Here is a 20,940-nt window from a genome sequence, read left to right as displayed (position 1 = left end):
CGTCTCCCGCTGTTAGAGCATCTCGAGGTTCTTGTCGAGCTCGAAGGGAGTGACCTGCGAGCGGTACTCCTTCCACTCCTGGCGCTTGTTGAGCAGCACATAGTTGAACACGTGCTCGCCCAGCGTCTCGGCGACCAACTCGGACTCCTCCATGTACTGGATCGCGTGGTCCAGGCTCGCTGGAAGCTGCCGGTAGCCCAGGGCGCGCCGCTCGGTGTCGCTCAGGCCCCACACATTGTCCTCGGCCTCGGGGGGAAGCTCGTAGCCCTCTTCGATTCCCTTGAGCCCGGCGGCCAGCATGAGGGAGTACGCGAGGTACGGATTCGCTGCCGAGTCGATGGCCCGGTACTCGACGCGGGCGCTCTGCCCCTTATTAGGCTTGTAGAGTGGCACCCGGATCAGGGCGGACCGGTTGTTGTGACCCCAGCACACAAAGCTGGGGGCTTCGTCTCCACCCCACAGGCGCTTGTAGGAGTTCACGAACTGGTTCGTGACGGCGGTGATCTCCGGGGCATGCTTGAGCAGCCCGGCGATGAACTGGCGGCCGGTCTTGGAGAGCTGGTATTGCGCGCCCGCCTCGAAGAACGCGTTGGTGTCGCCCTCGAACAATGACAGGTGCGTGTGCATTCCTGACCCGGGGTGCTCCGACATCGGCTTCGGCATGAACGTCGCGTAGACGCCCTGCTCGATGGCCACTTCCTTGATGACCGTGCGGAAGGTCATGATGTTATCCGCCGTGGTCAGCGCATCCGCGTAGCGCAGGTCGATCTCGTTCTGACCGGGACCTGCCTCGTGGTGGCTGAATTCCACAGAAATGCCAAGGTCTTCGAGCATCCGCACCGACCGGCGGCGGAAGTCGTGGGCTGTGCCGCCGGGAACGTTGTCGAAGTAGCCGGCGTGGTCCACCGGCACGGGGCCGTTCTTGCCATACTTGGACGACTTGAGCAGGTAGAACTCAATTTCGGGGTGGGTGTAGAACGTGAAACCGCGGTCGGCTGCCTTGGCCAGCGTGCGCTTAAGCACATTTCGCGGATCGGCGACGGCCGGCTGACCGTCCGGCGTCATGATGTCGCAGAACATGCGGGCGGTCGGGTCGATCTCACCGCGCCAGGGCAGGATCTGGAACGTGGTCGGGTCCGGGTGCGCGAGCACATCCGCCTCGAACGACCGGGTGAGACCCTCGATCGCCGAACCGTCGAAACCGAGACCCTCGGCGAATGCGCCCTCGACCTCTGCGGGTGCGATGGCCACCGATTTGAGGGTGCCGACGACATCCGTGAACCAGAGTCGGATGAACTTGATTCCCCGCTCCTCGATGGTCCGAAGAACGAAGTCGCGCTGCTTGTCCATTCACGCCCTTTCTTGTCGCTCCCTAGGCTACTGTCTGGCGCCGGCTCTCGGGCGAAACCGGCCGCCGATCGGCCTGAACGCGCCTTGACTACACTTGAGGCATGCCAGAGTCGACCGTTCCGGATGAACCCCAGCCCGTCAGCGAGCTGAATCCCTTCGTTTCCGTGCAGTCCGGACCCAAACGGGTGCGCACGCGCCATTTTCACAACGCCAAGCAGCAGGGCATCCCGATAACGGGGCTCACCAGCTACGACATGCTCACGGCCCAGATCTTCGACCAGGCCGGCATCGACTTCCTGCTCGTGGGCGATTCGGCCGGTAACAACGTGTTCGGCTACGAGACCACCCTTCCGGTGACGGTCGACGAACTCATCCCGCTCACCCGGGCCGTCGCGCGCGCCGTGACCCGCGCACTCGTCGTCGCGGACATGCCCTTCGGTTCGTACGAGACCGGCCAGAGCGAGGCCCTGCACACCGCCGTGCGTTTCATGAAGGAAGCGCAGGCCCACGCGGTCAAGCTTGAGGGCGGGGTTCGCAGCCACAAGCAGATCAAGCGCATCGTGTCATCGGGGATCCCCGTGATGGGGCATGTCGGCTTCACCCCTCAGAGCGAGCACGGGCTGGGCGGACACATGATCCAGGGCCGCGGCGAGGCCGCGGATCAGCTGATCGAAGACGCCCTCGCGGTGCAGGACGCCGGCGCCTTCGCGGTCGTGCTCGAGATGGTCCCGGCGACGGTCGCGGCACTGGTCACCGCACGGCTCGACATCCCCACGATCGGGGTGGGTGCTGGGCCCGACGTAGACGGCCAGCTGTTGGTATGGACGGATTTCGCCGGCATGACCGAGGGTCGGGTGCCCCGATTCGTTCGGCAGTACGCCAACCTGCGCGGCGTGCTGACGGATGCTGTGCACCGGTTCAAGGACGACGTCGACTCCGGCGCGTACCCCGGGCCGGAACACAGCTACGAGTAAAACTCGCCGCTCGCGGGACTAGCGATCGTTCTCGGCCTCTTCCGCGGCCCATTTGGCGCTGTTCGCGCGCAGCTTCTCCAGCGCGTGGACGGCCTCCTCCCGGGTGGCGAACGGCCCGACGCGGTCCGCGGAGGGGGACTGCATCCCCTGTTCGACCGCGCCCGTGCGCATGTTGTACCAGAACTGTCGATCGGTGCCTTCGGACATAAGCTTGATCCTATGCCTAAGGATTCTGTTGGTCACCTCCTCCCGGGCGCGGTTTCTCCGCTCCGCTCCGTTCCCCGCCACATCGTGCGCCCGGAGTACGTCGGCAAGGGAATGCCCTCGCCCTACACAGGATCGAATCTGTACTCCTCCGAGCGCATCGAGCTGATCCGGGAATCAGGCCGGATTGCGGCCGGGGCCATCGAAGCGGTCGCACAGGCCATCCGCCCCGGCGTGACGACAGAGGAACTCGACCGGATCGGCCACGAGTTCATGATCGAGCGTGACGCCTACCCGTCGACGCTCGGCTATCGGGGGTTCCCCAAATCACTGTGCAGTTCCGTGAACGAGGTCATCTGCCACGGCATCCCGGACGACACCGTTCTTGAGAACGGCGACATCGTCAACATAGACATCACCGCCTACAAAAACGGTGTGCACGGCGACACGAACGCCACCTTCATTGTCGGCGAGGCACGGGACGAGGTCAGGCTTCTCGTCGAACGCACCCGGGAGGCTCTCGCCCGCGGTATCAGGGCCGTCGCTCCCGGACGCCAGGTGAACGTGATCGGCCGCGCCATCGAGTCCTACGCCAAGAGGTTCGGCTATGGGGTCGTTCGGGACTTCACCGGACACGGCGTCGGCGAGGCCTTCCACTCCGGCCTGATCATCCCGCACTACGACTCCGCTCCCGTCTACGACACCGTGATGGAGGTCGGCATGGTCTTCACGATCGAACCGATGCTCACCCTGGGCGGGACCGACTGGGACATGTGGGCGGATGACTGGACCGTGACGACCCGGGACAAGAGCATCACCGCCCAGTTCGAGCACACCCTCGTGGTGACCGACCGCGGCGCCGAGATCCTCACCCTCTCCTGACAACCGGTAGGTTTTGACTATGAGTTCAACCATGGCCATCGGCATTGACATTGGCGGCACCGGGATCAAGGGAGCGGTGGTCGATCTGTCCACCGGCAAGCTCCTGTCCGATCGTGTGAAGCTTCCCACGCCTAAAGGCGGCCGACCAGCCGACATCATCGAAACGACCAGGACCCTCCTGACAACCGTTTCCGCCGAGGAGGGTGCCGGCGCGCTGCCGGTGGGCATCTGCTTCCCCGCCGTCGTCAAGAACGGCCACACCATGTCGGCCGCCAACGTCTCGGACAAGTGGATCGGCCTCTCCGCCGAGAATCTCTTCCAGAAGGGTCTCGGCCAGCCCATTCACTTCGTGAACGACGCGGATTCCGCCGGCTACGCGGAGGCGCAGTTCGGCGCGGCGAAGGGGGTGAAGGGAGTGGTCATCATGACGACCCTCGGCACCGGAATCGGAACCGCACTGCTCAACGACGGTTTGCTGGTGCCGAACACCGAACTCGGCCATCTGCAGATCGAGGGCGTCGACTACGAAACCAAGGCCGCGTACTCCGCCAAGGAGCGGGAGAACCTGAGCTGGGAAAAATGGGCCGGTCGGCTGCAGAAGTACTACTCGACCTTGGAAGCACTGTTCTCGCCGGACCTCTTCATCGTCGGCGGCGGCGTGTCCAAGCACCACCAGGACTTCCTGCCCCTTCTGCGACTGAAGACAGCCGTCATCCCGGCCGTGCATCGCAACAACGCGGGAATCCTCGGGGCCGCCGCACTCGCCGTCAAGCATCAGGACTGACCTGCCCGGGGCGGCAGAGCACCCGGGCGCAGAACCCGGCGGCCGGAAGGTGGAATGGGCCGGCTATTACGCCGGGTTCTGTCCCGATGCCGTAGCACCCTGGACGGCCATCTATCTCGGGACTACGTTGCCGCAGCCCTCTAGCGGTCTACCCGGAAACTCGGCGAGCCGCCTTGGCGTTTCCTGTCTGACCTTGCTCCGGACGAGGTTTACCTAGCCGACCAGGTCACCCTGGCCTCTGGTGGTCTCTTACACCACCGTTTCACCCTTACCACCGGCCGAAACCGGAGGCGGTCTACTTTCTGTGGCACTGTCTCGCGGGTTACCCCGGGTGGGCGTTACCCACCATCCTGCTCTGCGGAGCCCGGACGTTCCTCGGCATCCGCTGACCCGAAGGTAGCGGATGACGCGACCGTCTTGCCGACCCATTCCACAGTCCAGAATACAGGCCGCCGGCGGGGCCCGGCTCCACCTAGATCCCGGACTCCTCCGTGCGAACCAGGATCGCCCCGCAGTCCGGGCAGAACAGGACCTCGTCGGCCGGCGAGGAACGCACGGCATCGAGGTCGCTGCCGGTGAGCGTCATCGTGCAGCCGCTGCAGGTGCGCGCCCGCAACAGGGCAGCGGCGTTGCCCCGCCCCGTCACGAAGCGCTTCTCGTACAGCGTGGCGAGGTCCTCGGCGACGCTGCCGGCGACGGCGGCCCGGTCCCGGCGGAGTTCGCCGAGCTGCCGGTTCAGATCGGCGAGGCTTTCGTTGCGCGCCTGCTCGGCGTCGTGGATCCGGAGCGCGATCGCGTCCCGCTCCGCCTCCACCGCGGAGACGGTCGCATCGCTCTCCTCGAGCCGTTCCATCACCGCGATCTCGATCTCCTCGAGCGCCAGGAGGCGCTTGCGCAGCGCCGCAAGCTCCGTCTCCAAAGCCTGCACGTCTTTCACCGAGGAAGTGTGCTGAACCCGGTCGGTGTCCCGCGCGATGCGCTTCTCGACCACTTCGACGTCGGATTCGATCCGCGCCAGCTCGGTGCGCACGTCATCACGTTCGCCGGCGCGGGTGCCGAAGGCCATCCGGGTGGTGTCGAACAGCGTGGTGAGTTCCCGGATCTCGGCGTGCTGGGGCAGGGCCTTCGTCTGATGCTCGACCTGCTGCAGCCGGATGTCGAGAGCCTGAAGCCGGAGAAGCTCTTTCTGTTCTACTGGGGATGCCTTCACGATGTCCTGACCTTTGCGAATAGAAATATGAACGAGCGTTGGGGGTGGATCCGAACTTCATCGGCAGGCTACTGCACGATCGCGAAGTCCCAGGGATCCGTGCGCAGGGAACTGCTGGTGATGCGCACACCGGGCAGAAGAGCCCGCAGCTGTTCGGCGGCCGGCTCGATCCAGAGCCATTCACTGGCCCAGTGCGACACGTCGATCAGGGCAGGGGTGCCCCCCGACAGCCCGGACTGCTCACGGGCCTCCGACGCCGGGTGGTGACGGAGGTCGGAGGTGATATAGACGTCGGACGCCTGCACGGCGGGATGAGGGAGAAGGGAATCGCCTGCACCACCGCAGAGCGAGACGGTTTTGACGACACTGCCGTACTCCCCCGAGACCCGGACGCCGGTGGCGGTCGCCGGCAGGAGCTGGGCGAGCCGGTGGGCCAGTTGGCCCAGGGTGGTCGGGTGCGCGAGCCGGCCGACCCGGCCGATTCCCGTTCCCGCCGCGGCGCCCGCCGTGATGGGGGTTGCGTCAATGAGGCCGAGTCGGGTGGCGAGGATGTCCGAGACGCCGTCTACGACGACATCCGCGTTGGTGTGGGCCGCAAGGAGAGCGCAATTCGCTCGGATCAGACGACCGATCAGGGCGCCCTTGTAACGGTCTTCGGCGACCGACGTGACGCCGCGCAGCAGGAGCGGATGGTGCACCAGGAGCAGGTCTGCGTCATGTCCGACCGCCTCGTCCACGGTCGCGGAGACGGCGTCCACGGCCAGGTGGATCGATTCGACGGGCTGGCCGGGGTTGCCGCAGACCAGACCCGGGGCGTCCCAGACTTCGGCACCGGACAACGGCCACAGTTCATGGATGATCCGACTGACATCGGCGAGTGAGACGGGCACCTCGTCAGCCTACCGGTGACGAGGCGGTGCGCCCTCCTGACGACGGTTGACCGGAATTCCGAGGAACTGCAAGCGCGGTCACCGCCACCAGAACCAGCCCGAGCCCGGCCCAGCCGGACGGTGGCAACCGCTCGCCGACGATCAGGACCGCCAGCAGCGTAGCCACGAGAGGTTCGACCAGAGTGAGGCTGGTCGCCGTGCTGCCGCAGACCGTGCGCGGGCCGCGGCCGAAGAGCAGATAGGCGACGAACATGGGCCCGATCGCGCGAGCAGCCCGAGCAGAACGCCCAGAGGAGCGGACCCGGCGGCCTGGTCCGACTGCCGGCCGGTGATCAGCAGAATCGTGCCGAGCAGAGCCACCAGTGTGCACAGTGTCCAGAGCCGTGTGACTGCCCTTGGTCGCCAGCGGGCTGGCGCTGACGGGCAGGAAGTGCGCGGCCGTGCCCGTCGTTCCCCAGAGCAGCGCAGCCAGAAAGATGGGGGCCACGCCGAGCCGGCTCGTGACGGTTCGCGGCGGCGTCACCATCCGAGAGTGCCGGGAGCCCCCTTGAACGGTCCGACGACCCGGGAGGTGATCCAGCCGCCGTAGAAGTCGCCCGGCTGAGGCAGCACCGCTTCCCCGTTCACGGTAACGAGGTCCATCCGTCCGGGGTACAGCGCGACGCGGTTCGCCAGATCCTCGAAGCCCCGCGTCGGCGACGGGTAGTACCACCCGGCCGCCTCCTCCACACGCCCCGGGGTGACCACGCTCAGGTACGACGCCTCGCCCTTGTACTCGCAGTACGATCGGCCGGTCACCGGTTCGAGGCTCCCCGCCCGGAACGCGGAGCGCGGCAGGTAGTAGACCGGCGGATGGCTGGTCTCGAGCACCCGGACGGCATCGTCGGTGTCGACCAGGACCAGGCCACCGAGGGTGACGACGACCCGGTCGGCACTCGTCTCCACGCGAGGCGGTCGCGGGTAATCCCAGACCGATTCCTGGCCGGGTCCGGGCACAACCCGGTTAGTGCGAAACGGCTTCATCCGGCCAGCGTACCGGGAGCGGCCGGGTGAATTCGAACATTGGACGAACCCTCCTGGCGCTGCAACTCCACCCCGAAGACGGCGGCCTGGGTGCGGCGCTCCATGCCGAGTTTGCTGAGCACCCCCGACACATAGTTCTTCACCGTCTTCTCCGCCAGGTCAAGGTGCTCGCCGATCTGGCGGTTGGTGAGGCCCCGGGAGATCAGATCGAGGACTTGCCGTTCCCGCGTCGTCAGCGCGCGGGCGGCAGGGTCGCCTCGGTCCAGCCCCAACGAGGTTGCCACCCGGCCGGCCAGCAGCGGGGTGAGCAGCGACTCCCCCCCTGCCACACGCCGGATTCCCTGCACCAGGCGATCACCGCGGATGTCCTTCAAGACATAGCCGGACGCCCCAGCCAGGACGGCGGCGCGGCTGGCCATGTCGTCGTCGAACGCCGTGAGCATCAGGCACCGGATGCCGGGATCCCTCCCCCGGATGTCCCGGCAGGCGTCGATGCCGCTTCCGTCGGGCAGCCTCACGTCAAGGACCACGACGTCCGGCCGGGTGGCGGCGACCCTCGCCACGGCCTGCCGCCTCGTTGCCGCCTCCCCCACCACTTCCAGGTCAGCTTCGGCGTTGATCAGGGCAGCCAGGCCGATACGGACGACGTCGTGGTCGTCGACCACGAACACGCGCGTCATCGGGAAGTCTCTGCGGAAGCGTCGCTCACGCGCGCCGTCCAACGCAGTTCGGCACCGCGCGGCGCCCGGTCGCGCAGCGACACCATCCCCTGCCAGCGTTCGGCTCTGACCGCCAGATTAGCGACGCCGCTGCGCCGACTTGCGCCGGTCAGACCGACGCCGGTGTCGCCGATCTCGACCGTGAGGATGTGCGCTGCGACCGAGACGCGCACTTCAGCCTCCCGGGTTCCGGAGTGCCGGACCACGTTGGTCAGCCCCTCGCGCACGACCGCCACGACATCATCAGCCAGCGAGGTGGAAACGAGCAGATCGATCGCCCCGGAGAACACCACCCGCGGCGGGTGCGCAAAGAGAGGTCCGACCTCGTCGAGCAGGTCGACGATGCTGCGGCGAAGCCCGTGCCGGTCGGGGTCCGCCTGCGTCGACAACCCGAAGATCGCGGTGCGGAGGTCGGCGATGACCGCGTCGAGCGCTCCCACCTGGTCGGCCAGCCGCCGCCTGAACACCGGGTCGGCGGTCATCCCGCCGAGGGCGCGCACGGCGAGCCCGACAGCGAAGACCCGCTGAATGACCCGGTCGTGCAGCTCACGTGCGATCCGGTCGCGATCGGTGAGCACCGCCAGACGCGCCCGGTCCGTGCTGCTCCGCTCGAGGTGGCGGCCCGCATATGCCAGTCGGGCGAAATCGACGGCCGAATCGAGGTCCACGGCAGTAAACGGGGGCGCCCCGCTGGGCCGGGAGGCCGTGAGCACCACTGCGGGCGGGCCGGTTTCCCCGGCTTTGCCCAGCGGGACCACCAGGGTCGACCCGAGTATCAGGAGCGACTCGGGGCCCGCAGCCTCGCGCTCTTCCCGGCCGACGAGGACCGGCCGGCCGGTGGCCATCGCCCGGCCGCAGAGGCTCCCCGCCACGGGGAAGGCCAGGCCGTCCAACGGTCGAGTGGCGCTGCCATGAGCCGCGTGGACGACAAAACCGTCCCCCACGCCCGAATCAACACCAGGCGGCCCGATGACGCAGACTAGGTCCGCATCCGCAGCCGACGCGAAGATGTCTGCCAGCAACATCAGCGGGTCACCCGTTCGCTCACCCCGCAAACCCTCGATGAAATCGGCGGATGCGGCCACCCACCGCGACCGGCGCGGGAGGGGCAGGTGCGCCGGCAGGTCGATCACTGTCTCCGAGCGAGCCTCGGGACGTTCGTTCAGGGTGACCGGGATAGTTTCGTGGGGCATGACCGAGGACCGCCTCTCGTCTGGTAGCGGGGATACTACCCGCACGGGACCTTCGGCCCTGTCCCGGTCCGGCAGGCACTGCGATCATAACGTGGGGCGGTCTGTTCGGTGCGATTCCACCCCAGAGCAGGAGTCACACCCATGGTTGAAAAAGTGATCGTCGCCATTGACGGTGGGGCCGCGAGCAAGGCGGCCCTGGAGTGGGCCCTCGACCGGGTCGTGACGCTCGAACGGATGCAGGGCACGCCCGTGCAACTCGAACTCACCACGGTGGTGGAGCTGGGCTGGTACCCCGCTGAGGGATCGGACTATTCCAGTCAGCCTGCCTACGAGCGCCCGCTCGCGGAAGCCCTTCGACGGGTCGAACAGGTGGCACCCTCCTGCCGGAAGACGAGCTACATCCGCCATGGCGTCCCGGTCGATGAGCTGGCGCGGGCATCGGCGACCGCCGACCTTCTGGTCATCGGCACGAACAAGACCGGTGTTCTCGCCGGGACGGTCTTCGGCACCCTTCCCCTTCGCCTCGCGGCCCACGCCCGATGCCCCGTCGTCGTCGTCCCCGTCAACTGGCAGGCACGTGGCGGCCACATCGTCGTGGGCATGGAGAACGACGTCACGGCCCTGGTCGCCGTTGACTTCGCGGCCCGCGAAGCCGAGCGTTACAAACTCCCTCTCGATATCGTCCACGCCTGGACCATTCCCGCGACCGTGGCCGTCGAATACGGTGCCGTCCTGCCCTACGAGGAGATACGGGACGCCCACGCGCGCATCCAGTCGGGGGCAACGAGGAGGGTTCGCGACGCGCATCCGGCGCTGCATATCGCCGAGGTTCTGAAACAGGGCACCGCGGCATCCGTGCTCGTGAATGCCTCCCAAACGGCGTCCCTCGTCGTCGTCGGCACACACGGCCGGGGTGCCGTCGGCAGCCTCTTTCTCGGTTCGGTCAGCCACGACGTGCTGATGAACCTGCCGTGCCCGGTCGCTGTGGTCCCCCGCCCGGCCGGTGAACACGCCGAGTCCCGACCGGACTCCACGGAAGGTGTGAAGAAGCGGTGAACACCTCCTACATCGGATTCGACGGGTCGCCCGTGGTCCTGGTGCACGTCGTCGACGATGAGTGGGGGCTGCTGGGTCCCGACGACGCAAGGGAGGCCGAGCGCCGGGCGAGCAGTCTGCTCACGCAGGAGATCACCGCGGCGAAGACGCATCCCGGGCTGGACATCGGCGCGCTCGTCCTGCGCGGGTCTCCCGCCTGGACGCTCGCCGCGGTGCCGACATCCGACGATGTTTTGGTCGTCGGAACCCACAAGACCGGTTCCCTGAGCGGACGCGTGCTCGGCTCGCGCAGCGTTCAGATCGCCGCGGCGGCCGGCTGCACCGTCGCCGCGGTGCCGGAATCGACCTCAGACAGCCGAAGCGGAGTCGTCGTGGATGTCGACCGTTTCGAGGGATCCACCTCGGCCGTCATTCCCGGCGCCCAGGAGGCGCGCCGCCTTGGCCACGAACTCATCCTCGTGCATGCGCCCTCGACTTTGCGTGCGGAGCCCGGAGCTCGCGACTGCCGCGACCCCCGGCGCGTTCGTGAATCCCCGGCTGGTGCACCGGCCGCCGGCCGAGGCTCTGCTCGATGTCGGCAGCGAGGCTGCCATACCGTGCTCAGAGTTTCACATCCGAGGCCCGTGACCCAGTCGGTGATCGATTCAGTCACCCACGACGTCCTGATGAACATCAACGTGCCTGTGCTGATCGCCCGGTCCGACTGACACCCTCCGATTCGCACGCTCCGATGCGAGCGCTGTGGACAACTTAGACGGGTTCGCTGATCGGTCCGGTCTCGGTGCCGGCGACCCTGATCACAGCGACTGGGCAGGGCATGGTCAAAACGATCACATGACTGACCGAACCCAGCCAGAAGCGAGCGAACCCGTGGCGACCGTGGCTGCCCACAACGAGAAGCCGCGCACCGGTCGCCGCCGACACAAGTGCGTCCACCGGCAACCCGAGGTCGAGCCGCAGGTCGAGCACCAGGTCCGGATAGCGTTCGGCCAGTCCCACCACCGCTACGGAGAGGACCAGGCGGTCCGCCTCATCGGGCACCATCGGCCAGTCGATCATGGCGCGCTCTTCGGTCCAAGGGGCCGGCGCACTCCAGCAGTACAGCGCCGTCAACCGCTCGCCCAGGCGGTCCGCCTGATCCGCGGCGAATGTCACAGCGGCGAGGGATGCCTCGGAACCGTCCACCCCGACGACGACGCCGGTGCCGCGCTGTTCCTCCCGCTCGGGCACGGCGACGACGGAACCGGCGGCGTAAGCCGCGATCTGCGCGGCTTGGGTGCTGAAGACATAGTCCCGAAACCGGCCCAGGGCATGCGAGCCCACGACGAGGAGTTGCGCGCCGACGGCCCAGTCGGTGAGGGCCCCGGTGGGCGAGCCCTCGAGGACCGTCGTGCGAAAAGTCAGGTCAGGAGCGACACTGCGGGCCTCCTCACCCTCACGGGCGAGCAGCAGTTCGGCCTGCTCGCGGGCCGAGTGCAGAAACCCGGCTGGGGTCGTGCCGAAGGTCGCGTCGACGACGTGCACCAACTCGATCTCCAGGCTCCGGGGACGCGCATAGTCGAGCGCCCACCGGAGCGCAGCCCGAGCCGGCGGCCGACCGCTGACGCCCACTACAACACGGTTGTCCACGACGACCTCCTCCGCTCCCCGTCACAGCGGGCAGAACGGGGTCTACGATGTCGCGCGCCGATCCGACAGAACAGGGCCGAAAGTCCCGGCGTCGGTCAGGACGTCAGTAGTCGAACTCGTCGAACTGTGGCGAATCCAGCCCGTCGCCCGTCCACGAGGCTCGGCCCGAGGCCATGCCGACCAGGGCCTTATGGCGGAGAGTGTCCACCGTCTCCGGCTCCAACAGCTCTGACCGTGCGGAACCGGCAGTAACGCAGACCAATTGGCCGGATCCGCCGATCAGGATCTGGATGCGACCCAGCAGGCCCGTCTCTTTGACGATCGGGATGTCGACGACATCGACCTGGGGACGGAGACTCAACGCCTCGGCATAGTGCATGACGGCATCCGCAAGGTCATCGCCCGTGATGACCGATCCGCCGGGGTGAAATAGACGCTTCATGGTAGACCCCTGATTGTTCACGAAATGGACATGTGCAGCCAAGGTCTGGGGCATATTCTGATACTAGACCGTGCGGGGTTTACAGGTCGAGGGTTCGGTTCACAACCTGTTCGGCAACCTCGACCAGCCACTGGCCGTTGTCGCGGGCATATTGACGCAGGATCGCGAAGGCCTCTTCCATGTCGACGGTGTGGGTGAAAGCGACGACGCCCTCGGCCTGCTCGATCAGAACGCGGCTACTGAGCGCGCGTTGCAGCTACGCCCGAGCCACGCCGCTCTCCCTGATGGCGCGTTCCTGAAGAATGCCGATGGTGGCGGTGTCGGCCAGCGCCTGGACCGTGCGCAGGTCCTCCGCTCCCAGACCGCCGAGGCGATCCCAGAAGACATTGAGCGATCCGATGGTCGTCGCTCGCAGCCGCAGGGGGACCGAATGCATCGACTTGAAGCCAAGTTCGAGCGCTCCCGCCCGGAACCGTGGCCATGCCGGGGCGAGGACATCGAGGTCGGGAATGGCCACGGGTAGCCGGTCGTGTAGCACTCGACGCACGGCCCATTGCCGGCCCGCAGCTGCAGTATCTCAATCAGGCGACTTCGTTCGTCGGTTGAGGCCACGACCTCGAGATCGTTGTCGTTGTCGTTGTCGTTGTAAGCGGAGAGGATGATCCCGACCGCGGACGCCCCGAAGAGTGTGGCGCAGGTCTCTACGAGTGTGTGCAGCAGGTCGACGACGTCGTACCCGACGACAAGCGGGTCGGCCAGCATGACGAAGGTCTCAACCAACTGACCTTCACGTGTTCTGGTCACCATAATTCCATCCCAGCACCCGTCTAATTCTGAAGTAAAAATCAACCCTTCGCGCCACAACATCGTCCGCTACCTCGCGGACCGTGCGCGCGTGGGAGTGCGGGGGCGGCGGGAGTACAGGTCAACCGCTCCGATGTCCGACGTTCGGACGTTCCGACGTTCCGACGACCATCGGGAACGCGAACACGCCTTCGACGTCGCTCGCGCACACGGTTTCGGTGCCGAACGGTGCGCCGAGGGTGGAGATCGCCACGCCGGTGACGGGCAGCACCCGCAGGAACGGCGAACACAGGTGCGTGCTGTTCAGGTGCGTGCTGTTCAGGTGCGTGCTGTTCAGGTGCGCGTTGCGCAACTCCTCGACGGCGAGGCGGAACGATTGACGGTCAGACCGGGACATGACGACGTTCACCCCCCCCAGGGCATCCGTTACTCGGATCGAAATTACTCGCATCGAAGTCGCTCGCGCGTGAGTGTGAACGGTGCCTTCACGACCATTCGGCTCCGCGGGAAAGCAACGATTATTCCGCGGCGGGCAGCGACTTTCTCAGTCACGCCGTTTCCAGCGTATCGCGCGGAACCCGGCTCCGTAGAGCTATTGAAGAACCTGCGTCCGACCTTTGCACGCACCGAGGATCGGTCACGGCCGGATGGGGCGTAGGCCGAGTCAGTCGGCGAACCTGCGCAGCATCTCCAGCACGACCGCGGCCGAGCGGTCGGCCGCGTCGTCGATGTGGGTGAGGTGATCGTCAACCGGTCCGCACAGGTCGGAGATGCCGCGGACCGCCACGAACGGTACGCCATGAGCGAAGCAGGTTTGAGCAGCGCCCACGGATTCCATGTCGGTGGCGAGAACCCCGGGGAACAGCACGCGGAGGCTCTCTGCGCGCTCCACGCTCACGAAGGCGTCGTTGGAGACCAGCAGCCCGCGGCGCACGACCAGCGCCGATCCGTCGGGCATCCGGGCAGCCGACTCGGCGCCGCGCAGCGCCTCAGTCGCGCCCTCGTAGCGAGCCGGCATGCCGGGCACCTGGCCGAGCGCGTACCCGAAGACGCGTGCGTCAGCGTCGCTGTTGAGGTATTCGCTCCCGATGACCACCTCGCCCACCCGCACCTGGGCGCCCACCCCGCCGGCCGAACCCGCGCTGATCACCAGCGGCGACGCCTCGGGGTCCTCGGCGCGCACAAAGAGCAGTGCGGATGTCGTCCCACCGGCCGCGTTGACCAGCCCGATGCCGCTCTGCACGAGCAGCACTTCACGCCCGGCCAAGGTGAGGCGGTGCCGGCGGGCCCTGCCGATGGCGACCGGCGGCGCGGAAGCGGTGGCCGCCGCCAGGAACGGAGCAGCCTCCTCCTCCATCGCGACCAGAATGATCGCGTCGACGGTCGTCATGCGGTGACGGTGGCCCAGGCGCCGCGGGCGGCCAGGAAGACCTTCACGGCGTCCTGGGCGGCTGCCAACGAGTGGTTGGCTCCCCAACCGCACTGAACCTCGTTGGCGGCGGGCACCTCGGTGGCGCCGAGGATGTCGGTCATGGTGGCCTCGATCAACTCGAGGACCTCGGCGTACTCCGGCTGCCCCTGCAGAATGAGGTAGAAACCGGTTTGACAGCCCATCGGAGAGAAGTCGATGACTCGGGTGGAATGGTTGCGGGAGTGCTCGGCGAAGAGGTGCTCGATCGAGTGCACTGCCGGCATCTCCAGGTGAAGGACGTTGGGCTGGGTGAAGCGCACGTCGTACTTCACGATGGTGTCCCCCTGCGGCAGCATCTTGGTATCGGCCAGGCGCACGTAGGGTGCGACAACCGTGCGGTGATCGAGGTTGAACGATTCGACGTTCATGCGTGGCTGATTCACGTGTTCTCCCTGGAAGCTGTCGTGGCACTCGGCTGGGGCTCGTTCGCAACGGACGTGATCAGGGGTTTATGTGTGGGCCCTACCGGGCTCGAACCGATGACATCCACGGTGTAAACGTGGCGCTCTACCAACTGAGCTAAAGGCCCCTGACGCAACGGCCGGTGAAGGCCGTATTTCATCATACAGATTCTGCGCGCCGGGTGGACCGCGGCCGGGTTCAAGTCGGCTGGAGTTCGCCGATCGCAGCCCGGTAGGCCTCCAACGACCGGGGCTCGCCCGGCGCGGTGATGAAGCTGGCCCGGATGATCCCCTCAGGGTCGATCAAGAACGTGGCCCGGTTCGCAAAGCCCTTTTGCTCGAGGAACACCCCGTATTCCTTAGCGACCGCACCGTGCGGCCAGAAGTCGGCCAGGAGGTCGAAGGTGTACCGTTCCTGTTCCCCCCAGGCACGCAGGGCGTGACGGGAATCGACCGAGATGCCGAGCAGTTCCACCTCGTTGGCGACGAACAACGACAGGTTGTCCCGCAGCTCGCACAACTCGCCACTGCAGATTCCCGAGAACGCGAGGGGGAAGAAGACCAGGGCGACCGACTTCTTCCCGCGGAACTCGCTGAGCTGCACCCGCTCGCCGAACTGGTTGAAGAGCTCGAAATCAGGAGCCTGGGTGTCATTTTCCAACGCCATGGAGCGCTTCCTTTCGTGCGCCCACGGGAACGATGCAAGGCGACGCCACAGCCTAGCCCCGCCTTCTGCCGGAACCAAGATGAGCGTCCCAAGGGACCCTCGATTCCCGGCCCGAACGGCGCTCACCGACCGCGCACAAACCGAAGGCAAAATCTGTAGGCTTGCGTGGTGCCATCGGTCGTGATCCGACCGTCATCCGGCACCGCTAACTTGGCAGGTTCGCTTCGATGGTCTGCCCAACAGAGAGAGGTCGAGTGTGACTGTCAACGACCAGGACCCGTATTCGGTCAACAGCACGGATGCGGACCCGGAGGAAACCGCCGAATGGTCGGAATCGCTGGACGCGCTCGTATCGGCCCACGGTCACCAGCGTGGTCGGGAGATCATGCTGACGCTCCTGAAACGCTCCAAGGAACTGCACCTCGGCGTGCCCATGGTGCCGACCACGGACTACATCAATACCATCGCGGCCGGCAATGAACCCGACTTCCCTGGCGACGAAGACATCGAGCGCCGCTACCGCGCCTGGATACGCTGGAACGCCGCCGTTCTCGTGCACCGTGCTCAGCGCCCCGGCATCTCCGTCGGCGGCCACATCTCGACCTATGCATCCTCCGCTGCCCTCTACGAGGTCGGCTTCAACCACTTCTTCCGCGGCCAGGACCACCCGGGCGGCGGAGACCAGATCTTCATCCAGGGCCATGCCTCCCCCGGAACCTACGCGCGGGCCTTCCTCGAGGGCCGCCTGAGCACCGACCAACTCGACGGATTCCGCCAGGAGAAGTCCCACGGCCCCAACGGGCTGTCCTCCTACCCGCACCCGCGACTGATGCCGGAATTTTGGCAGTTCCCGACGGTCTCCATGGGACTCGGCCCGATCAACGCCATCTACCAGGCGCAAACCAACCGGTACCTCACCAACCGCGGGATCAAGGACGCCAGCGACCAGCAGGTCTGGGCGTTTCTCGGCGACGGCGAGATGGACGAGGTCGAGAGCCGCGGGCAGCTGCAGGTTGCCGCCAACGAGGGTCTCGACAACCTCAATTTCATCGTCAACTGCAACCTCCAGCGCCTCGACGGCCCGGTACGCGGCAACGGCAAGATCATCCAGGAACTGGAAAGCTTCTTCCGCGGCGCCGGCTGGAACGTCATCAAGGTCGTCTGGGGTCGCGAGTGGGACGAGCTGCTCTCCCGCGACACCGATGGCGCCCTGCGCGACCTGATGAACGCCACCCCCGACGGCGACTACCAGACTTACAAGGCCGAGAGCGGTGCGTACGTGCGTGAGCACTTCTTCGGCCGCGACCCCCGCGCGCTCAAGCTCGTCGAGGGTTACACCGACGACGACATCTGGAACCTCAAGCGCGGTGGCCACGACTACCGCAAGGTCTACGCGGCATTCAAGGCCGCATCCGAGCACAAGGGCCAGCCGACCGTTATCCTGGCCAAGACGGTCAAGGGTTACGCCCTCGGCCCGAGCTTCGAGGGCCGCAACGCGACCCACCAGATGAAGAAGTTCACCCTCGACAACCTCAAGACGTTCCGCGACAGCACCCACATGCCGATCACGGATGCCCAGCTCGAGGAGAACCCCTACCTCCCGCCGTACTTCAAGCCGGACGAGGACGATGAGGCGATCCAGTACCTGCATGAGCGCCGCCGCGCGCTCGGCGGGTACGTGCCGGAGCGTCGCAGCAAGTACACGCAGATTACCCTGCCGGGCGACGCGACCTACGCCCCCACCAAGAAGGGTTCCGGCACGCAGGAGATCGCGACCACGATGGCCTTCGTACGGCTGCTCAAGGAACTGCTGCGCGCCAAGGACTTCGGACACCGCATCGTGCCGATCATCCCGGACGAGGCTCGCACCTTCGGCATCGACGCGTTCTTCCCGAACGCCAAGATCTACAACCCCAGCGGCCAGCAGTACACCTCGGTCGACCACGCGCAGCTTTTGGCGTATAAGGAGAGCCCGCAGGGCCAGATCCTGCACGTGGGGATCAACGAAGCCGGCGCGATGGCTGCTTTCACCAACGTGGGCACGTCGTACGCAACGCAGGGTGAGCCGCTCATCCCGATCTACGTCTTCTACTCGATGTTCGGCTTCCAGCGCACGGGCGACGCCATGTGGGCCGCGGGCGATCAGATGACCCGCGGGTTCATGATCGGCGCAACCGCCGGACGCACCACCCTCACCGGCGAAGGCCTGCAGCACGCCGACGGCCACTCGCCGTTGCTGGCCTCGACGAACCCCGCCGTGGTCTCGTACGACCCGGCCTACGGCTACGAGATCGGGCACATCGTGCGGTCGGGACTCGAGCGGATGTACGGAGGAACGCACGCCGACCCCAACGTCATGTACTACATCACGGTCTACAACGAGCCGCAGGTGCAGCCGCGCGAGCCCGACGACGTGGACGTGGACGGCATCGTGCGCGGCATCCACCGCGTCAGCGTGTCCGATGTGTCCGGTCCGAAGGCGCAGCTGTTGGCCTCCGGCGTCTCCGTGCCCTGGGCGCTCGAGGCCCAAGCCCTTTTGGCCGAGGACTGGGGAGTGTCCGCCGACGTCTGGTCGGTCACCTCCTGGGCCGAACTGCGTCGCGATGGCATCGCGGTCGAGGAACACAACTTCCTCTACCCGGACGACGCGCCGCAGATCCCCTATGTGACGGAGAAGCTGACCGGCACCGCCGGACCGTTCATCGCCGTCACCGACTTCATGCATGCGGTGCCCGATCAGATCCGGCAGTTCGTGCCCGGCGACTTCGCGACCCTCGGCGCCGACGGGTTCGGTTTCTCCGACACCCGCCCGGCGGCCCGCCGCTACTTCAGGATCGACGGACCGTCGATGGTGGTGCGCGCACTCGAACTTCTCGCTCGCCGAGGCGAGGTCGACCGCAGCGTCGTCGGCCAGGCGATCGCGAAGTACCGGTTGCACGACGTAACGGCGGGAACTACGGGTTCCGCCGGGGGCGAGAGCTAACAGCCCCCGTGGCACCCACACCGAAGACGAAGGAACAGACGCTCACCTGGCTGCGAACGATATCCGGGGAGCTTTCCACGGCGACGCTGAAGCGTCTCGAGGACACGCTGCCCTGGTACGGCGATATGCCGCCCGGGCGGCGTTCCGCCGTGGGCCTGGTCGCCCAGGCCGGGATCACGTCGTTCATCTCGTGGTTTGACGACCCGCGGTCCACCCCCTGGATCGCGGCCGACGTCTTCGGTGCCGCTCCGCGAGAACTGCTGCGCTCAATCAGCCTGCAGCAGACCCTGCAGCTCATCCGCGTCACCGTCGAGGTGGTGGAGGAGCGGGTCAAAGACGGCGGGGAAATCCTGCGGGAGGCCATCCTGCTGTACTCCCGCGAGATCGCCTTCGGCGCGGCGGATGTCTATGCCCGGGCAGCCGAGGCACGCGGCCTCTGGGATGTCCGCCTCGAGGCCCTGGTCGTCGACTCGATCCTGAGCGGCGAGTACGACGACGAACTGCCCAGCCGGATCGCGGCCCTCGGCTGGCACGGGCACGGCGAGGTCTGCGTGCTCGTGGGCACGACACCCAAGATGCTCGACGTCGACCAGCTGCGTCGCTCGGCCCGCCACATGGCCGCCGACGTTCTGATCGGGGTGCAGGGCAACCGGCTCGTCCTGGTCATCGGCCGGGCCCACCCGTCGCCGACCGAGACGGATGACGCGATCGGCACGGCCTCCGCCCTCAGCTTCATGGAGATCGCGGTGCAGCTCGAGCCGAGCTTCGGCGCCGGCCACCTGGTGCTTGGCCACGAGGTGCCGAATCTGGTCGACGCGTCCAAGAGCGCTAAGGCCGCCTTGGCCGGCTTCGCCGTGGCGCGCTCCTGGCGCAACGCCCCACGCCCTGTACAGGCGGACGATCTGCTCCCCGAGCGGGCGCTGGCCGGCGATCCGCTTGCCCGCGCCACGCTGATCCACCGGATCTACCGCCCGCTGCAGGCGCATTCGACCGAGCTGCTCACCACACTCTGGTGCTACCTGGACAACGGTCGCTCCCTGGAAGCCACCGCCCGGGAACTGTTCGTACACCCGAACACCGTGCGCTACCGCCTGAAGCGGGTGTCAGAGGTCATCGGCTACGACGCCACGGGCGCCCGTGAGGCCCTCATCCTGCAGGCCGCCCTGATCATCGGGTCGATCAGCGACCACGACGGCTCAACACGCCGGCGTTAATCGCGGCGTCAGAGGTGCCGAACTAACGAGATTCGACAAACACTCCGCGAATAGTTGGTGGATCTCCGACATGCCCGCAACAAACGAGGTTGGGAGACTGGATCAATGATTGTTGTCGTCTGCCCCGGTCAGGGCTCACAAACCCCCGGCTTCCTCGAGCCCTGGCTTCGGAACCCCACTTTCGCCGCCGGCCTGGACGAGATCTCCGCGGCCTGCGGAATTGATCTGATGCGCCACGGCACCGTGAGCGACGCCGACACCATTCGGGACACCCGAATCGCCCAGCCGCTGATCGTGGCCGCCGGACTCCTCACGTTGAACGCACTCCTCGCCGACGGCCGGCGGGAGCGCATCACCGGTATCGCCGGTCACTCGGTGGGCGAGATCACCGCCGCAGCCGGCGCCGGCATCCTCAGCGCGGTGGACGCCGTGCGTTTCGTGCGCGAGCGCGGCACCGCCATGGCCGAGGCCGCGGCGCTGGAGCCCTCCGGCATGAGCGCCGTGCTGGGCGGCGATGAGACCGAACTCCTGGCCCGCCTCGACGAACTCGACCTCGCCCCGGCCAACTTCAACGGTGGCGGACAGATCGTCGTCGCCGGCTCCCTCGCGGCTCTGGCCGCTCTCGGCAAGAACCCCAATCCGCGCACCCGGGTGATTCCGCTGCAGGTGGCTGGTGCATTCCACACGCGGTATATGCACCCGGCGGTGAAGCACCTCACCCGTGTCTCCGCGCTGCTCGCGCCCGCCGATCCCACGCTTTCGATCTGGACGAACCGGGACGGCAGCGCGGTGTCCAACGGTGTCCGGTTCGTGGAGTTGCTGGTTGATCAGGTGTCCTCGCCGGTACGGTGGGATATGTGCATGCGTTCGTTCGCGGATGCCGGCGTGACCGGAATCATTGAGGTCGCACCGGCCGGGGCTCTTGTCGGCCTCGCCAAACGTGCCCTCAAGGGCGTGCCCAGCGTAGCGATCAGGACGCCGGACGACCTGCCCGCTGCGTTCGACCTGATCGACCAGCAGAACCTAGTCTGACCGAAAGAGAAT

General features: G+C 66.8%; 24 protein-coding genes, 1 tRNA gene and 1 other RNA gene. 8 read left to right on the top strand and 18 right to left on the bottom strand.

What is annotated here, in order from left to right:
- Positions 1-12: 12 nt before the first annotated feature.
- On the bottom strand, positions 13-1,350 hold the full coding sequence (locus E3T25_RS02495; protein WP_104101951.1) for a glutamine synthetase family protein: 1,338 nt from the start codon (positions 1,348-1,350) through the stop codon (positions 13-15).
- 101 nt (positions 1,351-1,451) lie between these two features.
- Between E3T25_RS02495 and panB the strand changes: the two genes are divergently transcribed.
- A complete protein-coding gene (gene panB / locus E3T25_RS02490) occupies positions 1,452-2,324 on the top strand; it encodes a 3-methyl-2-oxobutanoate hydroxymethyltransferase (RefSeq protein ID WP_104171103.1) in 873 nt (290 codons plus the stop codon).
- An 18-nt stretch (positions 2,325-2,342) separates the two neighbouring features.
- Here the strand turns inward: panB and E3T25_RS02485 are convergent, their stop codons facing one another.
- A complete protein-coding gene (locus E3T25_RS02485) occupies positions 2,343-2,531 on the bottom strand; it encodes an SPOR domain-containing protein (protein ID WP_134371942.1) in 189 nt (62 codons plus the stop codon).
- 12 nt (positions 2,532-2,543) lie between these two features.
- Here E3T25_RS02485 and map point away from each other — a divergent pair, with 12 nt between their 5' ends.
- Together map and ppgK are read left to right on the top strand one after the other, a co-directional pair.
- Positions 2,544-3,410 (top strand): type I methionyl aminopeptidase, encoded by an 867-nt coding sequence (gene map / locus E3T25_RS02480; protein ID WP_134342908.1) that lies wholly within the window; start codon positions 2,544-2,546, stop codon positions 3,408-3,410.
- 19 nt (positions 3,411-3,429) lie between these two features.
- Complete coding sequence (gene ppgK, locus E3T25_RS02475; RefSeq protein WP_134371940.1) at positions 3,430-4,194, top strand: polyphosphate--glucose phosphotransferase; 765 nt, start codon at positions 3,430-3,432, stop codon at positions 4,192-4,194.
- 51 nt (positions 4,195-4,245) lie between these two features.
- Here ppgK and rnpB read toward each other — a convergent pair.
- From rnpB to E3T25_RS02440, 7 genes are all read right to left on the bottom strand, one after another.
- An RNA gene (gene rnpB / locus E3T25_RS02470) (RNase P RNA component class A) lies at positions 4,246-4,622 on the bottom strand.
- A gap of 44 nt (positions 4,623-4,666) precedes the next feature.
- A complete protein-coding gene (locus E3T25_RS02465) occupies positions 4,667-5,404 on the bottom strand; it encodes a zinc ribbon domain-containing protein (RefSeq protein ID WP_134371938.1) in 738 nt (245 codons plus the stop codon).
- A gap of 68 nt (positions 5,405-5,472) precedes the next feature.
- On the bottom strand, positions 5,473-6,294 hold the full coding sequence (locus E3T25_RS02460) for a Nif3-like dinuclear metal center hexameric protein (protein ID WP_134342909.1): 822 nt from the start codon (positions 6,292-6,294) through the stop codon (positions 5,473-5,475).
- Between the two features lie 4 nt (positions 6,295-6,298).
- Complete coding sequence (locus tag E3T25_RS02455; RefSeq protein ID WP_241976888.1) at positions 6,299-6,817, bottom strand: DMT family transporter; 519 nt, start codon at positions 6,815-6,817, stop codon at positions 6,299-6,301.
- Positions 6,814-7,317, bottom strand: coding sequence for a DUF427 domain-containing protein (locus tag E3T25_RS02450; RefSeq protein ID WP_104101929.1), 504 nt, complete (start codon positions 7,315-7,317; stop codon positions 6,814-6,816). Before E3T25_RS02450 ends, E3T25_RS02455 begins: the two co-directional genes overlap by 4 nt.
- Positions 7,314-7,997: a response regulator gene (locus E3T25_RS02445; protein ID WP_104101926.1), complete on the bottom strand. Its 684-nt coding sequence runs from the start codon at positions 7,995-7,997 to the stop codon at positions 7,314-7,316. The genes E3T25_RS02450 and E3T25_RS02445 overlap by 4 nt, the downstream gene beginning before the upstream one ends.
- Positions 7,994-9,229 carry a sensor histidine kinase gene (locus E3T25_RS02440; RefSeq protein WP_134371934.1) on the bottom strand — a complete coding sequence of 412 codons (1,236 nt, stop codon included), beginning with the start codon at positions 9,227-9,229 and terminating at the stop codon, positions 7,994-7,996. The genes E3T25_RS02445 and E3T25_RS02440 overlap by 4 nt, the downstream gene beginning before the upstream one ends.
- 141 nt (positions 9,230-9,370) lie before the next feature.
- On the opposite strand from E3T25_RS02440, the gene E3T25_RS02435 reads away from it, so the two are divergent.
- Complete coding sequence (locus E3T25_RS02435) at positions 9,371-10,285, top strand: universal stress protein (RefSeq protein ID WP_134371932.1); 915 nt, start codon at positions 9,371-9,373, stop codon at positions 10,283-10,285.
- Positions 10,282-10,992 carry a universal stress protein gene (locus E3T25_RS02430; protein WP_134371930.1) on the top strand — a complete coding sequence of 237 codons (711 nt, stop codon included), beginning with the start codon at positions 10,282-10,284 and terminating at the stop codon, positions 10,990-10,992. The genes E3T25_RS02435 and E3T25_RS02430 overlap by 4 nt, the downstream gene beginning before the upstream one ends.
- 43 nt (positions 10,993-11,035) lie before the next feature.
- On the opposite strand, the gene E3T25_RS02425 is transcribed toward E3T25_RS02430, so the two are convergent.
- The 9 genes from E3T25_RS02425 to E3T25_RS02390 all read right to left on the bottom strand — a co-directional run bounded on the left by E3T25_RS02425 (position 11,036) and on the right by E3T25_RS02390 (position 15,699).
- On the bottom strand, positions 11,036-11,914 hold the full coding sequence (locus E3T25_RS02425; protein ID WP_134371928.1) for a universal stress protein: 879 nt from the start codon (positions 11,912-11,914) through the stop codon (positions 11,036-11,038).
- A 103-nt stretch (positions 11,915-12,017) separates the two neighbouring features.
- Positions 12,018-12,356 (bottom strand): hypothetical protein, encoded by a 339-nt coding sequence (locus tag E3T25_RS02420; protein WP_134371926.1) that lies wholly within the window; start codon positions 12,354-12,356, stop codon positions 12,018-12,020.
- 79 nt (positions 12,357-12,435) lie between these two features.
- Positions 12,436-12,582, bottom strand: a complete 147-nt coding sequence (locus E3T25_RS17280; protein WP_241980547.1) for an ANTAR domain-containing protein — start codon at positions 12,580-12,582, stop codon at positions 12,436-12,438.
- 30 nt (positions 12,583-12,612) lie between these two features.
- Positions 12,613-12,873 carry a GAF domain-containing protein gene (locus tag E3T25_RS17275; protein WP_241980543.1) on the bottom strand — a complete coding sequence of 87 codons (261 nt, stop codon included), beginning with the start codon at positions 12,871-12,873 and terminating at the stop codon, positions 12,613-12,615.
- Positions 12,874-13,281: 408 nt separating this feature from the next.
- Positions 13,282-13,611 (bottom strand): hypothetical protein, encoded by a 330-nt coding sequence (locus E3T25_RS02410; RefSeq protein WP_134371924.1) that lies wholly within the window; start codon positions 13,609-13,611, stop codon positions 13,282-13,284.
- Between the two features lie 213 nt (positions 13,612-13,824).
- The gene (gene mtnN, locus E3T25_RS02405; protein ID WP_104101904.1) at positions 13,825-14,550 is read right to left on the bottom strand and encodes a 5'-methylthioadenosine/S-adenosylhomocysteine nucleosidase; all 726 of its coding nucleotides are present in this window, start codon (positions 14,548-14,550) and stop codon (positions 13,825-13,827) included.
- Positions 14,547-14,999: an S-ribosylhomocysteine lyase gene (locus E3T25_RS02400; protein WP_104171090.1), complete on the bottom strand. Its 453-nt coding sequence runs from the start codon at positions 14,997-14,999 to the stop codon at positions 14,547-14,549. The genes mtnN and E3T25_RS02400 overlap by 4 nt, the downstream gene beginning before the upstream one ends.
- A gap of 88 nt (positions 15,000-15,087) precedes the next feature.
- Positions 15,088-15,160 (bottom strand) — tRNA-Val (locus E3T25_RS02395).
- 71 nt (positions 15,161-15,231) lie between these two features.
- The gene (locus E3T25_RS02390) at positions 15,232-15,699 is read right to left on the bottom strand and encodes a peroxiredoxin (RefSeq protein WP_134371922.1); all 468 of its coding nucleotides are present in this window, start codon (positions 15,697-15,699) and stop codon (positions 15,232-15,234) included.
- Positions 15,700-15,955: 256 nt separating this feature from the next.
- Here E3T25_RS02390 and aceE point away from each other — a divergent pair, with 256 nt between their 5' ends.
- From aceE to E3T25_RS02375, 3 genes are all read left to right on the top strand, one after another.
- Entirely contained in the window at positions 15,956-18,682 is a 2,727-nt protein-coding gene (aceE, locus tag E3T25_RS02385; protein ID WP_134371920.1) for a pyruvate dehydrogenase (acetyl-transferring), homodimeric type, read from the top strand.
- An 8-nt stretch (positions 18,683-18,690) separates the two neighbouring features.
- Positions 18,691-19,896, top strand: a complete 1,206-nt coding sequence (locus tag E3T25_RS02380; RefSeq protein WP_134371918.1) for a PucR family transcriptional regulator — start codon at positions 18,691-18,693, stop codon at positions 19,894-19,896.
- Between the two features lie 105 nt (positions 19,897-20,001).
- Positions 20,002-20,928, top strand: a complete 927-nt coding sequence (locus E3T25_RS02375; protein WP_104101893.1) for an ACP S-malonyltransferase — start codon at positions 20,002-20,004, stop codon at positions 20,926-20,928.
- Positions 20,929-20,940 lie beyond the last annotated feature (12 nt).

Origin of the sequence: Cryobacterium sandaracinum (assembly GCF_004403415.1) — a bacterium.
Classification (GTDB): Bacteria; Actinomycetota; Actinomycetes; order Actinomycetales; family Microbacteriaceae; genus Cryobacterium; species Cryobacterium sandaracinum.
Note: the sequence above shows the minus strand (reverse complement) of the source record. Positions and strands in the feature narration are given on the sequence as shown.

Coding starts and splice junctions, on each gene's coding strand:
- E3T25_RS02495 (WP_104101951.1), bottom strand. CDS start 1,350: ATGGACAAGCAGCGCGACTTCGTTCTTCGGACCATCGAGGAGCGGGGA.
- panB (WP_104171103.1), top strand. CDS start 1,452: ATGCCAGAGTCGACCGTTCCGGATGAACCCCAGCCCGTCAGCGAGCTG.
- E3T25_RS02485 (WP_134371942.1), bottom strand. CDS start 2,531: ATGTCCGAAGGCACCGATCGACAGTTCTGGTACAACATGCGCACGGGC.
- map (WP_134342908.1), top strand. CDS start 2,544: ATGCCTAAGGATTCTGTTGGTCACCTCCTCCCGGGCGCGGTTTCTCCG.
- ppgK (WP_134371940.1), top strand. CDS start 3,430: ATGAGTTCAACCATGGCCATCGGCATTGACATTGGCGGCACCGGGATC.
- E3T25_RS02450 (WP_104101929.1), bottom strand. CDS start 7,317: ATGAAGCCGTTTCGCACTAACCGGGTTGTGCCCGGACCCGGCCAGGAA.
- E3T25_RS02445 (WP_104101926.1), bottom strand. CDS start 7,997: ATGACGCGCGTGTTCGTGGTCGACGACCACGACGTCGTCCGTATCGGC.
- E3T25_RS02440 (WP_134371934.1), bottom strand. CDS start 9,229: ATGCCCCACGAAACTATCCCGGTCACCCTGAACGAACGTCCCGAGGCT.
- E3T25_RS02435 (WP_134371932.1), top strand. CDS start 9,371: ATGGTTGAAAAAGTGATCGTCGCCATTGACGGTGGGGCCGCGAGCAAG.
- E3T25_RS02420 (WP_134371926.1), bottom strand. CDS start 12,356: ATGAAGCGTCTATTTCACCCCGGCGGATCGGTCATCACGGGCGATGAC.
- E3T25_RS02410 (WP_134371924.1), bottom strand. CDS start 13,611: ATGCGAGTAATTTCGATCCGAGTAACGGATGCCCTGGGGGGGGTGAAC.
- mtnN (WP_104101904.1), bottom strand. CDS start 14,550: ATGACGACCGTCGACGCGATCATTCTGGTCGCGATGGAGGAGGAGGCT.
- E3T25_RS02400 (WP_104171090.1), bottom strand. CDS start 14,999: ATGAACGTCGAATCGTTCAACCTCGATCACCGCACGGTTGTCGCACCC.
- E3T25_RS02390 (WP_134371922.1), bottom strand. CDS start 15,699: ATGGCGTTGGAAAATGACACCCAGGCTCCTGATTTCGAGCTCTTCAAC.
- E3T25_RS02375 (WP_104101893.1), top strand. CDS start 20,002: ATGATTGTTGTCGTCTGCCCCGGTCAGGGCTCACAAACCCCCGGCTTC.